This is a genomic window from Citrobacter sp. ANG330 (assembly GCF_047467925.1).
Classification (GTDB): domain Bacteria; phylum Pseudomonadota; class Gammaproteobacteria; order Enterobacterales; family Enterobacteriaceae; genus Citrobacter_A; species Citrobacter_A amalonaticus_G.
The window spans coordinates 14,303-28,308 of record NZ_JASJUI010000001.1 but is presented as its reverse complement, the minus strand read 5'-3'; the positions used below and the strand labels follow the sequence as shown (position 1 = coordinate 28,308).

General features: G+C 50.8%; 9 protein-coding genes. 3 read left to right on the top strand and 6 right to left on the bottom strand.

Annotated elements, in window-relative coordinates:
* Positions 1-71: 71 nt before the first annotated feature.
* Complete coding sequence (locus QNN88_RS00120; protein WP_414238441.1) at positions 72-1,994, top strand: methyl-accepting chemotaxis protein; 1,923 nt, start codon at positions 72-74, stop codon at positions 1,992-1,994.
* Positions 1,995-2,054: 60 nt separating this feature from the next.
* Here the strand turns inward: QNN88_RS00120 and dosP are convergent, their stop codons facing one another.
* Positions 2,055-4,460 (bottom strand): oxygen-sensing cyclic-di-GMP phosphodiesterase DosP, encoded by a 2,406-nt coding sequence (gene dosP, locus QNN88_RS00115; RefSeq protein ID WP_414238440.1) that lies wholly within the window; start codon positions 4,458-4,460, stop codon positions 2,055-2,057.
* Between the two features lie 26 nt (positions 4,461-4,486).
* A complete protein-coding gene (locus QNN88_RS00110; RefSeq protein WP_414238439.1) occupies positions 4,487-5,869 on the bottom strand; it encodes a diguanylate cyclase in 1,383 nt (460 codons plus the stop codon).
* Between the two features lie 566 nt (positions 5,870-6,435).
* On the opposite strand from QNN88_RS00110, the gene QNN88_RS00105 reads away from it, so the two are divergent.
* Positions 6,436-7,548 carry a DUF2235 domain-containing protein gene (locus QNN88_RS00105; RefSeq protein ID WP_414238438.1) on the top strand — a complete coding sequence of 371 codons (1,113 nt, stop codon included), beginning with the start codon at positions 6,436-6,438 and terminating at the stop codon, positions 7,546-7,548.
* A gap of 104 nt (positions 7,549-7,652) precedes the next feature.
* Here the strand turns inward: QNN88_RS00105 and QNN88_RS00100 are convergent, their stop codons facing one another.
* Positions 7,653-8,981 (bottom strand): glycoside hydrolase family 10 protein, encoded by a 1,329-nt coding sequence (locus QNN88_RS00100; protein ID WP_414238437.1) that lies wholly within the window; start codon positions 8,979-8,981, stop codon positions 7,653-7,655.
* 342 nt (positions 8,982-9,323) lie between these two features.
* A complete protein-coding gene (locus QNN88_RS00095; RefSeq protein ID WP_414238436.1) occupies positions 9,324-9,488 on the bottom strand; it encodes a hypothetical protein in 165 nt (54 codons plus the stop codon).
* A gap of 92 nt (positions 9,489-9,580) precedes the next feature.
* On the opposite strand from QNN88_RS00095, the gene tam reads away from it, so the two are divergent.
* Positions 9,581-10,339 carry a trans-aconitate 2-methyltransferase gene (gene tam / locus QNN88_RS00090; RefSeq protein WP_414239323.1) on the top strand — a complete coding sequence of 253 codons (759 nt, stop codon included), beginning with the start codon at positions 9,581-9,583 and terminating at the stop codon, positions 10,337-10,339.
* Between the two features lie 2 nt (positions 10,340-10,341).
* Here tam and QNN88_RS00085 read toward each other — a convergent pair whose 3' ends face one another.
* Both QNN88_RS00085 and QNN88_RS00080 read right to left on the bottom strand, forming a co-directional pair.
* Positions 10,342-10,824 (bottom strand): CaiF/GrlA family transcriptional regulator, encoded by a 483-nt coding sequence (locus tag QNN88_RS00085; protein ID WP_414238435.1) that lies wholly within the window; start codon positions 10,822-10,824, stop codon positions 10,342-10,344.
* A 261-nt stretch (positions 10,825-11,085) separates the two neighbouring features.
* Positions 11,086-13,875: an autotransporter outer membrane beta-barrel domain-containing protein gene (locus QNN88_RS00080; RefSeq protein ID WP_414238434.1), complete on the bottom strand. Its 2,790-nt coding sequence runs from the start codon at positions 13,873-13,875 to the stop codon at positions 11,086-11,088.
* Between the last annotated feature and the right edge of the window lie 131 nt (positions 13,876-14,006).

Below are 14,006 nucleotides of genomic sequence, written 5' to 3'. Positions count from 1 at the left end.
TTCTGTATAAAGCTCTAAAAATACGTGCCGATACTGAATATAAATTAGCCTGAAAATAAAAGGATGTTTATATGGTCTGGTATCCGTCTCGTATTTCTACTCGTTTGACACTCGGGGGGATTGCGTTACTTGCCGTAACGACGTTAGTGATTGTTGTCATTATGCTTTGGCGCGGGCAACCCCGCGTCGTTGAAATCAACACGGCGCTGATTGAAGAAACCGGTCATGGTCTGACGCGTCAATTGAGCGCCGTTCTTGCGCGTGTTGAGGGAGAAACCGTCAGTCTGTCGCGACTGGCCGAAGTGCTACCAAATGATGAAGCGCTGTATCGCGCCGTGGTGCCGCGTTTACTCGGTGAGGAGAATAACGCGATCATCACCGGCGGCGGGATCTGGCCTGAACCGGATGCCTTCACACCGGGCATTGAGCGTCGAAGTTTTTTCTGGGCGCGCAATACGGACGGTAAACTGGTGTTTTCGGACGAATATAACGCGCCGGGCGGCAATGGATACCACAGCGAAAGCTGGTATCTGGGAGCGAAAGGCCATTCGCAGGAAAACTGCGTCTGGTCCGATGTTTACCAGGATGCGATTTCCGGGATCAATATGGTGACCTGCAGTATTCCCTATCGACTGGAGGGCAAATTCGCCGGCGTGGCAACGACCGATATTCGACTCGATAATGTCGCCAGCTTTATGCAACAGCAAGGTGGACGTACCGGCGGGTATGCCTTTGTGGTCGATAAGCAGGGGCAAATTCTCTATTTCCCACAAAACGATCAGGATCATCACAAAACCGTCAGCGATCTGGTGAAAGCGTCAGCGTGGCTAAGCCCCGTTGCCCGGCATCTGCAGAAACTGCGCACCGAAGTCTCTTTCGTGGCGCTGGAAAACGACGGCATTCTGAATGCGCCTTCACGCGTGATGTTGTTCCCGATGGCCGACACCGGCTGGGTGGTGGGGTTGGTGACACCGCAGGAACGCATCGTCGGACTGGCGAAAGTGATGATGAACGATGTTCTTGAAGTGCTGATCCCGGTCATGACGCTGTTGCTGGTGGGCTCCTGGCTGGTGGTTCGCCGCTTGATTGCCCGTCTGGACGATACGCGACGCGCGCTGGACGATATTGCTCAGGGAGACGGCGATCTGACACGGCGGCTCGACGTGAAAGGCAAAGATGAGATATCCGCCATCGCAGAAGCCTTTAACCTATTTGTGGATAAAATTTCGGCCATCCTGCTGACAGTGCGCAGTAGCAGTGAGGTGGTAGCGAACAATGCTGTCAGTCTTGCCGACAGCAACACTGAGCTGTCATCGCGCGTCACCCAGCAGGCGGCCGCACTGGAGGAGAGTGCGGCGGCAATGGAACAACTTAATGCGACCGTTCATCAGAATGCGGGCAATACCCAACTGGCGGATGAGCTTTCAGAAAGCACGGCGCAAACGGCTAACCGCTGCGGCGATGTTATGCATGGGGTGATTTCGACCATGGATAACGTCAGCGCATCATCAGGCCGGATGGTGGAAATTGTGTCGGTGATCGATAGCATCGCCTTCCAGACCAATATTCTGGCGCTTAACGCCGCCGTAGAAGCCGCCCGCGCCGGGGATGCTGGGCGAGGGTTTGCCGTCGTCGCATCTGAAGTCAGAACGCTGGCCCAGCGTAGCGCGACCGCCGCCCAGGAAATCAAAGCGCTGATAGATGAGTCGGTGTCGCATGTCGATAACAGTAGCCAGCAGATACATCATGCCGGCGATCGCTTACAGGAACTGGTGGAACATGTTCGTCAGGTACGTCAGTTAATGGGGGAGATCCGTGTCGCGGGGGAAGAGCAGCGTAAAGGCGTAGCCGAAGTGACGCTAGCCGTTACAGAGATGGACAGCACGGTCCAGCAGAACGCATCGCTGATTGATGATGCGGCAGCGCGGACGCAGATATTAAAAGCCGAAGCGGAAGAACTGGCCCTGCAGGTGTCGTCTTTTAAATTGCCGTAATGACTTTGTATGTGATACCCGATAAGCGGTAGCGCCATCGGGTATCAACTTCACGGCCTGTCAGATTTTCAACGGTAGCGCCGTCTGCATCCAGGCGGCGATTTCTTCTGCCGGAATGGGGCGGGAAAAATAATATCCCTGAATCACCGGACAATTTATTGCGCGCAACAGCTCAAATTGTTCTTTCGTCTCTACACCTTCCGCGATGACTATCAGGTTCAGACTCTGCCCAATACTGATAATCGCTTCCAGCAAAGACTGAATGCGTTTTTCAGTCAGGCAGCGATCGACAAAGGTTTTATCAATTTTTAATTCCGTCACGGGCAGGCTGACCAGCCGGGAGAGACCAGAAAAGCCGGTACCAAAATCATCGATCGACAGTCCTACTCCCATGTTGCGTAAGATCTCAATGCGCCTGAGAATCTCTTCATCCTGCTCCATCATCATGCTTTCGGTGATTTCTACCGTTAGCTGATCGCCCGGAATGGCGAATTCCACCATCGCTTCCGACACCTGGTCCGGCAGTTGATTGCTGCGAAAGTGCAGGGCGGAGAGGTTCACCGACAGGGTCGGAATAGTCAGCGATAACGCGTGCCATTCCGCCAACTGGCGACACGCTTCTCTGACGACCCAGCGCCCAATATTCTCAATCTCACCCGTCTCTTCGGCAAGTGGGATAAATCGGTTGGGCGGTACGTGGCCATGAACCGGATCGCTCCAGCGCGCAAGCGCTTCGAAACCATACAACTCGCCGGTCTGTGCAAAGATCTGTGGCTGATAAACCAGCCGTAACTGATTATTGGCAATGGCGTCTTTCAACGCGGCTCCCAGTTGCAGACGCTCTTTAACCGCGCGATTCATCTCCGGGTTGAAGAACTGCCAGCCGTTGCCGCCCGCTTTACGGATAAAATCCATCGCGTTGTGTGCGGTGGAGAGAAGGTAGTCCCGATTTTTTCCCGCTTCATAGCTGATCCCAATGCTGAAGGTCAACGGGAAGGGCTTGTCGTCAAACAATGTGGCTTCACTGCCGATATTGATCAGTTCATCTGCAAACTGGGTAATATTACTCATTTCGTTATCGTCACTGACCAGCACGAACTGTGTCCCTTCGATACGGCTCAAATACTGATCGGGTTTGAGCCGCTCGCGGATTTTATTAATGACCTGCTGCAAAACCTGATCGGCCACGGCATAGCCGAGACTGTCGATGACGTCCTGGAAGTGATCGATGCTGATGAGAAACACCACTGGTGAAAATGCTTTTGCGCCGCTAATGAGATCGTCAAGATAGGCGTGCAGGTGATTCCGGTTGGGCAGGCCGGTGAGGGGATCAAACTGCAGGAGATGTTCGATATGCTGTCGGCTCTTTTCCTGTTCCAGCGCCAGTGCCGCCATATGCAGACTGATGTCTGCCACGCGTTCAATAAAGGCGCTGGTCTCAGTCCCTTTCACCGTTTTTATTAATAGCGTCCCGGCGGGCTCACCATCACGTTGCCGGATGGTAAACGTCCAGACGCTCAACTCTTTTGCATCGATCTCTTTCGATGATGCCGCCCAGAACTGGCGAGTGTTATTTTTCAACGCATACAGCGCAACGTGTGTTTCCTTGAGTACCGCTTCGATATTGCGACAAATAATATCCCCCATTTCATGAAAAGGCGGACTGCTGCACATCGCCGCCAGAATATTACCTTCGAGCTGACGAATCTGTCGTTCTTCAGTGATATCGGAAAACGTCATCACCAGATTCTGGAGTTCGTTTCGTCGGTCATAAACCGGACTGATGGAGACTTTGATCCAGATCTTTTCACCCGCACGGGTGATCACCAGAAACTCATCCTGATCGCGGCCCGTTTTCCAGAGTAGCTGAGTGAGTCGCAGGTAATTATCCGATGGCTCTTCGGGAATCGTAAGCAATTTGTCCGGCTGTTGGCCCGTCGCATCGGTAATGTCATAACCAAACATCTCGGTAAAGGCGCGGTTGCACTGCACAATACGCCGCTCAGGGTCGAGCACGATGACCGGGCGATCCAGGTGGTCTACCGCCAGTACCAGTAGACGTTTTTGTTCCTTTTGCTCCATCTCAACGCTGGCGTCACGCACAAAGGCGAGATAGAAAATTTTGCCTTCAACATTGACCTTGGAAAGGGCGAAACGCGTCCAGACTTTGGTCCCGTCTTTTCTTTCCAGCAGCAATTCCCGGCTCATGCCTTCAACGCGGGGCTGACCCCCTTCACGGTTATGACGGATATAATCGGGGTGCGCCGCGCGTAAATCATGCGGGATCAACATCGAAATTCCCTGGCCAATCACCTCTTCACGACGATATCCCCACAATTTTTCCGCAGCAGAATTGAAAAACAAAACCTCGTCATTGTCATTGATTAGCACGGCACCCATCATGTTCTGCTCAAGAGCAGGAATGAATATGCTGTCTCCGGTGCTTTTAACGTCGGATAGCTTCATTTATTACCTCTGCTTCCGTATACCCATTAAGAAGCGGGTTTCCAGAGTTCAACACAATTTCTGCCCCGTCTTTTTGCGGTGTATAACGCTTCGTCTGCTATCTGAATTAAACGTTCATAATCCGGATGACCATTAAACATGGCAGCCCCGATGGACAGTGACAGCGGAATAAAATCACCCTCAGGCGATTTTATCTTGGTTTTCTCGACGCGACTGCGAATCCGTTCCGCAATACGCAGCGTATCGCTTTGTGTCGCTTCAGTAAGAACAATAATAAATTCATCGCCACCGTAGCGGAAAACGTAATCACTGCTGCGAACATTGTCATAAAAAGCCTGAGACACCCGACGGAGGATCTCATCGCCGGTATTGTGCCCCCAGGTATCATTGATCTCTTTAAATTTGTCGACATCAATAATAAGAATTGAGAGAGGGGTACCGGCGCGATTCGCCTGGGCGATTTCACGCTTGAAGATGGTAGGCAAGAACCGACGGTTGAGTAACTTGGTCAGGACATCCATCCCCACTTCATGGCGGGAAACTTCCTCAAACAATTCACGCAGTAGCGTAATGATCTGCGAGACGGTATTGCGGATTTGCAGCAGGAATTTCACCCGTGACGCTTTATTGCTTAACGTTTTCGTTGTTCCACTGGTGTGATGAAATACGCCGTCAAAGTCCTGAATCAATCGCGAGATGTGACCGACTTCCGCAATACCACTGAAATAATGACGCCCTTTATGATTAAACCACAAACCAAAATCCGCCTGGCTTAGCGGCAGGCTGTTGCCGAGGTCTGAGTCGAGTAAAACCTTATAGATAATGTCCATTTCCCACGTCAGTAGCGCGGCGATTTGGCGCTCTTTCTCTTCTTCTGCGTTTTCCAGCAACGAAAAAATACGATAGTTTTCATCTTCTTTTGCTGCGGTGCTTTCGCTAAAGGAGAAGGCCCTGGACATGACTTCCATCGCCAGATCAATACTGTTAATGGAGAAGTGGTAGACAAGCAGCTTATGTGTCGCTTCATGGTGGCTGTCAATGATGATCGGATAGAGGATTTTCTTCAGTACGCGAAAACCCATTTCAACCAGTTCCACCGGAATACCAATACGCGCATGCACTTCAGCCACCGTATGCTGTATTTTTATCAGTTCATCAATATTATCGGCTTCACTGGAGAGCACATCCACAATCCATTTTTCAAGCGCACTTTTGAGTTGCCGTTCAACCTGTTCATTACTCAAAAACTCCTCGGCGTGCGGATCGGCGAGAACAATACGATAAAACTCAATGCTTAATGCATGGGCATGGGCGATCGCTATCTCAGAAGCGAGTCTGCGAATATGGGGGTCGGTCTGTTCAACCAGAGCGACCCATTCATCTTTCATTCTTTTAAGATACATCTCCATGGTGAAGATCCTTACAGTGGTTAGCGAACAACATTTTTGCCTGGCGCAAATGCATAGTCTGGATAGTAAGATGAATCTAAAACATAAAACACCTGAAAGAGTGCAGGGTGACATTAATGAAATAGTGTAATGCCTTAAGCCATATTTTCATGCGTTCCGGTGAAGTAAGCCTGAAACAATTAGGGTTATAGCCAAAAGTAGCAAGAAAAATTCTTTTTAAGCGATTTTTTAAACTTATCAACGTCTGAAAAGTATAGTCCATCAGTTTGATCGTTGAGAGGAATGACGTCCCCACACAGAATGACTTATGGTCTCGTTTATCGACAGCCTGTTTATCAATATCATGAAATGAGATGAGGGATTTTTCGAAAAACATCTTCATTATTAGATAATAAATCCCGTTTTTGGCTTCGGGAAATAATCAGTATGTTTCTGAATATTATTTCCTGCCGTCACTTATTGAACATTCGCCGCAGAGTTGATCGCCAACAACCCGTCAACACGCACATTGCGTTTTACTTTCTCTTCAGTCAAAGCATATCCGCAGCGAAACAGGGGAGGTTACGATGGGACGGCAACTGGTTATTTTTCTCGATGGCACAGGCAATCGTTTCAGTCATAAACCGACGAATGTGATTCGTCTGCTGCGTTCATTGCCAAAAGACGACACAGACGTGCTGACTTATTACGATCAGGGCGTCGGGACGTTTGGCATCAAAGAGACGCTATTTGAATGGCAAAAGTTGCCTGCGCGGATTTGCGGACTGGCGTTTGGTTGGGGGCTTAAACGTAATGTCGAAGGGGCTTATCATTTCCTGGCGCAAAATTACCGGCAGGGCGATGAAATTTATTTGTTCGGCTTTTCCCGTGGTGCCTATGCCGTCAGAGCGCTGGCGGCATTAATTCATACAGCAGGTCTTGTTGAAAGCTATCAGGCACATCTCTTTGACTACGCGTGGGCCATGCTGTTGGCAAAAAATGGCGAGAATAGGGCGCCAGATTTCAAACTGCAGGCGCGTTTCAAATCCACCTTTGGTCGACGGGTGAACGTCCATTTTCTTGGTCTGTTTGATACGGTGAAGTCCGTGGGATGGATATACGATCCGGTTATCATTCCCTATACCGCGAAGAATCCCGCTGTCGATATCGTTCGTCATGCGGTGTCAATTGATGAGCGGCGTTGTTTTTTTCGTCAGAATCTCTGGCGAAAAAATGGCGATATGAAAACGGACCTTAAAGAGGTGTGGTTTGCCGGAGTGCATTCTGACGTGGGGGGCGGGTATCCACCGGCGCAGGCGCAACTGGCATTGACGGCCTTTCGCTGGATGCTGGGAGAGGCCTGGCGCGCAGGGCTGCGCATCGATTTCTTGCGCGCCAAAAAAGAACTGTCTGTTCGCACATCAGGCTTTCCTGCCATTCATAACTCCCTGCTGTTGGGGTGGAAGTTTGCCGAATGGCTGCCTCGTCTGATCTGGATCGAAGAAAATAACCAGCGTGAGCTGAAGATTGGGGCGATGCCGCCGTTTGGTCAACCGGCGCCCCGGTCAATGACGGGCGCAATCAGCGTACATACGTCAGTGGTCAATATGATGAACGCTAATCCGGATTATCGACCGCCGAATCTTCCTCACTTTTATTCGGTCGAAGGGGATGATCCGGGTATCGCCAGTTTGCCCTGAAAACGGATTGCGCCTGATGAGGAATATCGACATTTGCGCTGGAGTCGAGGAGTGTGTGAGCAGCGACGAAAAGAGAGCGCGGCGTCTCTCTTTTCGTGACAATGTCACTTATTCCAGCGGTTTCTCAGATAACTGACGGCCTGCTGGGCCTGCGGTTGGTTGAGATTATTCTCTCTGAATAAAATTGTGCCGCTGATTTGTGGCATCGATTCATTCAAATCGAGCTGTTTCTTCAGTTCGGGAACGCCGCCGTTGACCGTCCAGTCAGGTTCATTACGAGAAGGCTCGCCGACCTTATACAACGCAACACCAATATAGAGTCGCGTTTTGGTCGGTTTCACGACGTCCGCCCACCATTTTGCCAGCACATCATAGCGTGCAGCATCACGGGAGAAGGGCCAGTAAATTTGCGGTGCGATGTAATCCAGCAGGCCCTGTTGAACCCAAAGCCGCGTGTCAGCATAGGATTCATCATAGGCCGCAGCGCCACGGGTGTCTGACCCGGCAGGATCGTGTGAACGGTTACGCCAGACGCCAGCCGGACTGACGCCAAATTCCACATCCGGGTTGATCTGCCTGATCGTCCGCGAAACCTGTTCAATCAACAGTTGGGTGTTATGCCGACGCCAGTCCGCTTTTGAACTGAACCCCTGACCGTAACGCCGGAACGTTACGCTATCGTTCAGCGCAGAACCGGGAGATTCGGCATAGAAATAGTCGTCAAACTGGACGCCATCCACCGGATAGCGTTTCACCACTTCAGCCACGATACTGGTTATCCAGTCACGAGCCTCCGGGATCCCGGGGTCGAGAACATAGCGGTCACCGGCGATACGGATCCAGTCGCGATGAAGAACAAACACACTGGCAGGCTGAAGCGACACGGTACGGTTCAGCTCGTTCACCGTTGCCGGTTTCACATTGGTCGACACGCGATAAGGGTTGAACCAGGCGTGAACGCGCATATTGCGCTTATGCGCTTCATCAAGCATGAACTGGAGCGGATCGTAACCCGGATTTTCACCAATCTTACCGGTGAGCATATCCGACCACGGCAAAATAGAGGAAGGCCAAAGGGCGGTTCCGTCAGGTTTAACCTGGAAGAAAACGGTATTAATGCCCAGGGACTGTAAATTATCGAGTTTGTCCGTTAAGGCCTTTTTCTGCATCGCGATCCGTGCGGCGGCGTTATTGACATTCACGGACGCCACCGGTGGCCAGTCAAGCCGGGAAACCGTCGCCAGCCACACGCCGCGAACAGGCTCATTGAGCTTGTGCGCTTTAGAGGGCGATGTCGGTGTCGACGCTGGCGGCGTCACCAGTGAAACCGGGGGTTTTGATGAACAACTTGCCAGAAAGATCGTGGCGACAACCAGCGTACTGATTTTTTTAACGCGAGACAGTGAGAAAACGGCACGAGAACAGATATCCATATAGGCCAGTCATCCGGTAAGTACAAAAGAGAAATTATTTTGTTCCTAATCGACGTTAAGTCAAGCTGGAGAATAGGGAAGGCGAACAATAAGCAGGCTTACGGAGAGGAAACGGCGTAGTAATGATGTGAGGTAATGAACTCTCATAATCAATTTAACATAATATACATTATGCGTACTAAAGTAAGTTCACGAGGAATCCAGCATTTTATGGTCATAATCGTCCTGCTGATTGCTCTGCTGTTCAGGGTTTTGTGAGGCCATTAAGCGTGCCTGCACTCATTGATGATGTAAAAGCTTTCGCTGTGACATTTGCATTTTACTACTCATCGTACGATCCACTCACCAGAGTTTGTTCGGCCCAAGTTCGAATCCCACTGCCGGCGGCTTATCGGTAATTTCTGGTAACCGAATGACATTCCGATAAAAATCAATCGTCTGCTGATACTGATGTGATGGAACCTTCATCGCGATGTCGATACCACCGCGAATAACTGGCTTATTCATAAGGCGTTTCCTTACCGAGCGCAAATAATACTAAACTAGTATAGTTCATACCGTGTGCCCGTTTAGCACTACCAACCGCAGGAGAATTGATGATGTCCGACTGGAATCCGGCGCTGTATATGCAGTATGGCGCGGAGCGCTCAAGACCCGCCGCTGAACTGCTGGCGAGAATTCAGCTTGAGCATGTCTCTACGGTGATTGATTTAGGATGCGGTCCCGGTAACAGTACGGCGTTACTCCAAAGCCGATGGCCTGGCGCGAGTATTACTGGCGTAGATAGCTCTCCGGCGATGCTGGATGAAGCGCGAAAAGCCTTGCCAAATTGTCACTTTGTTGAAGCGGATATTCGTCAGTTTCACCCCGTCACACCGCCCGATGTCATTTATGCCAATGCCTCGCTGCAGTGGATCCCTGATCACTATAATCTGTTTCCACGCCTGGTCGCCCTGCTCCAGGATAACGGCATTCTGGCCGTGCAAATGCCGGATAACTGGCTGGAACCGACACACGTGTTGATGCGTGAAGTGGCTTATGAACAGGATTATCCGAACCGTGGTCGCGACGCCCTGCCCGGCGTTCACGCCTACTACGACATTCTGAGCGAAGCGGGATGCGACGTGGACATCTGGCGTACAATCTATTATCACAAGATGCGGTCACACCAGGCGATTATTGACTGGGTCAGCGCGACGGGATTACGCCCCTGGCTGCAGGATCTGAATCAACACGAGCAACAACGATTTCTGGATCGCTATCATCACCTGCTACAGGAACAATATCCGCTTCAGGAAGATGGTCAGATATTGCTGGCATTTCCTCGTCTGTTTTTGGTTGCGCGTCGTCACTGCTGATCTCACTCACTCAACGGACAGGCCGCTTTCCAGGCGGCCAGCTTCGCTTCATTATTCCCCGTCGGCCGAGATAATAGCCAGCGTGAAAGTCGGCGATCGTCCGTTGCGCTATGCTTCTTTCCCTGACAAGTTGCAGGTTGCGCTTTGGCAAGTGGCGCCGTTGAGGTTCCCGCCGATGCTAGAGAGTGGATTTTGACTAATAGCTGGCAATGTCCGTCGCGCACCGTCGCTTTGCGAACGCTGAATTCGATGTCACGTTTATCATGGCGATGACAGAGATAATGCAGGATCCCGCTGGCCCGTCGCAGGTCAATATGAAAAGCTTTACTTACGTCATTACGTGAAAACTCTTTTTTGTGTAGAAATCCCCACCAGGCCACGGCTCTGAACAGCGGCATTTCCCCTAAATGCTGGATTTCTTCGGGCATGTGAAAACGGTGCTCCACGCGTTTTCTTGCGCTGGAGGACGGTGGATTAATATACATCGCGATACCTTGATAAAGACTGGCCTGAATATCAGGCGGTTGAAAAACACCCAATATATTTATCACGCAAATGTGATGCATTTATTTGATCTCACCGCGTTGGAGAACAATCGCTTTAATGACCTTGTAACGGCGGTTTCCTGCGATATTCATCAGGTAATAGAATGATGCAGTTTATTAATTCACACTTTTTGTTAAGCGATAAGGGGGCTGTAGATGATAACGACATCCCATGCCCCCTCTGAATACGTGAGTGAGAGACTAAAAGAGCAATTTCAGACCAAGCACGGCCTGGGTATCGCTAAATCCCTCTCCACCGATCTGCTGACCGATATTTCCCCACAGATGCAGTTGCGAATTGATTTTTGCTTCGACACCGGTCCTGAGTTCCACACTATTTTTCGTGCCGTCAACCGATCCGCTCAGCTCATTCATTGAGACCGCATCATTGTGCGTATTATGCAGCCAGTTCACCTCGACAAAAGGTTGAAAGAGCCGATCTTTACCTTCATCGCGAATAGTATAGCCCTGCATGAAGGCTTTTATTCCCAAACGACTTTGCAGATTACCCTTCCCTTTATCCCGCACCCATGTGCCGTTATCTTCGCGGTGATCGTCGGCAGATACCCCCATCCAGATTAACTGTACCTGCGGTTGCAACCCGTAACTCAGGCGCGGTTGTTCAGCCACTCTAAAGGTATGCCCCATTTCAAGCGAGGCGGTTATTCCTTTCGAACGATAGCGCTCTTCTTTCAGAGAATCACCTCGTACCGTGTTATCAAACCAGTTGTAGAGCACCCATGTGTCGAGCCAGGTCCCCTCCTTCGTGGCGTTATCGGCATACCATGTCGCGTACAAACCTGCGCTGTAACCCGAAACTGAGCCATCGGCTCGATAATGGGATAAAGATGAACGGGTATTGCTCTGACTGTTGGCGTAGCCGGTCATTACTCCCAGATGCCAGCGATCCTCAAGCCCCGTACTCCACTGGGCCAAATCGCCGCCAATTTGCGCTACATACCGGTTGCTTTGGCTGCTTAACTGCCCTGAATGGTCATGAAAACGGGTGTGCCCGCCGACATTACGTAGCCACATGCTGGTGACCCGCGTTTCCCCGGAGAGGGGATCAATATACTGCGTTTCGCCCAACCGGTCGTGTAAACGGGTGACAAACAGGGTGTTCGCTGCCCTTCTGTTTGCCAGATACGCTCCCATTTCCGGGCGCATCACCGCAGCGGATGAGTGTTCGACGCCCGGAGATGGTATCGGCTGTGGGACCTGCTCACCCTCTTTCGGTTCGATGTTCGGATCCGGGTTGTCTGTAGGATCGGTATCGTCAACGGGCGCCCAGGTATTGACCAGATACCAGTGGTTGGAATCCATGATTCCGTCGTCATTTTCAGTTTCAACTCCGCGTAAAAGCGCGTAGTCATACGCTCCGGCAACCAGACGGTTTTGGGCAACAAATTCACCTGCTGAATTCCCGGCCACCTGGACGACGCGTGCTCCGTTGAGATCGCCGACCGCAACGCTGCCTAATTCCTTCAAGGCGACCAGAGTAGTTCCGGAGGTGTTTCCTGCAACAGAAAGCCGGTTAACTACCGGTTTTTGCATTACCTGATCCTGCGTGGTATTCAGAATAAGTAAGCCATTTTCACCGGTATAGTCGCCGCTGATGGTTAAGACGCTGTCGGACAGCGCCAACGCTTCACGGTTGGTCAGCGGATCGCCAAATCTCAGCGTGCCACTCAGCTTTAGAGACTTAATGGTCTGGCTGTAGCCGTTCAGATCGAGCGTGGCGCCCTCCCCGACGGTGAAATCAGAATTCGGGCTAAAACCTGTGACACTTCCGGCGCTGAGTGTTCCGCGCCTGACGGAGGTATTTCCGGTATAGCGATTATCGCCGGTCAACTGTGTCGTGCCCGGTCCGCTATGGTTGACATTACCGTAGCCTTTTATTGCTGCACTCAGAGAATAATCATCACTGGTGTGGTTGAAATTCAGCGTTGCGGTACTGTTATTCTGATTTCTATCACTGAGAACAATAAGTGGCGTTTCAATATTTCCGGCCTTTCGTGCGTCTTCGCCGGGTTTACCGCCGATATTCAGTGTGGCGGTACTTCCTGTCCCTATGCCAAGCCGGATTTGGTTTCCCACCGCAATTGTGCCGCCATTACTGACATTGAGTTCACCTTTAGCATCGTTTTGGCTGACGTCAAACCCTCCCAGAATGAGCGATGTCGCAACTTCCAGACGTGAATTTTCACCGTCGACATTCACGACGCCGTTTCCTTTTCCATTCGTATTCGGAGTTTTACCGACATAGCCAATATTCATATGCTCGAGCACTGAAAGCCGGCCTCCTTGCAGAATATCGAGTCGACCTGCGGCCTGATCGCCCACTACGGCCCAATCGGACTTGATCGACGAATCCTTGCCTTCGATAATGGTCAGCCCCTTTGCATCGGCATAAAACTCGCCAATACGTAATTCGTCAATATTGGAGATCTGACTTCCCTCTTTCACAATTAATGTTCCATCGCCATTATTTTTACCGACAAACAACTTCTTGCCGCTAAGGTCCCACTTCGCACCGTTGGTTAATGTCACGATTCCGACGGAGTTATCGCCAATTGTGCCCGCTAGCGATTTAATGGTGCGACCAATTATAGTGAGTTCACCTGTAGATCCCCGGCCGACAATCAGTGAACCAAAACCAGCCCATCCCACTTCGTTATTCTCTTCAGCAGATAAAACGACCTGGACATTATCGTTAATAAGAACACTGCTGTTCGCCGTCGTGGGCGTCCAGGGGGCTGTTAATATGTTTGTTGCGTTGAGTTTTTTCTCAACACACTCTGTTGTCGATTCACTTTCGCAGCGTATTTCTTCAGCCAACAGACCTGTCGGGGCAAAAAGACCGGTGGTGGCAAGTAATAGTCCTGGAATAACCGGCAACGGCGAGAGAGACTTTATTGATGCCAGTGATGGCGTCGACGCCTTTGCATCGACTCGTGGGGTGTCAATCATTCCTGATTGATTTGCGCTCATAGATAATCCTCCTGATCATCGTTTAACATCCTGATATGCACTGATGGCATGCCGATGTTTTAAGAACGCCTTATGACCCCTATCAAGAGTTATTTTCAATCGCGCAGAAAATATGCGGGCATTATCTGAAA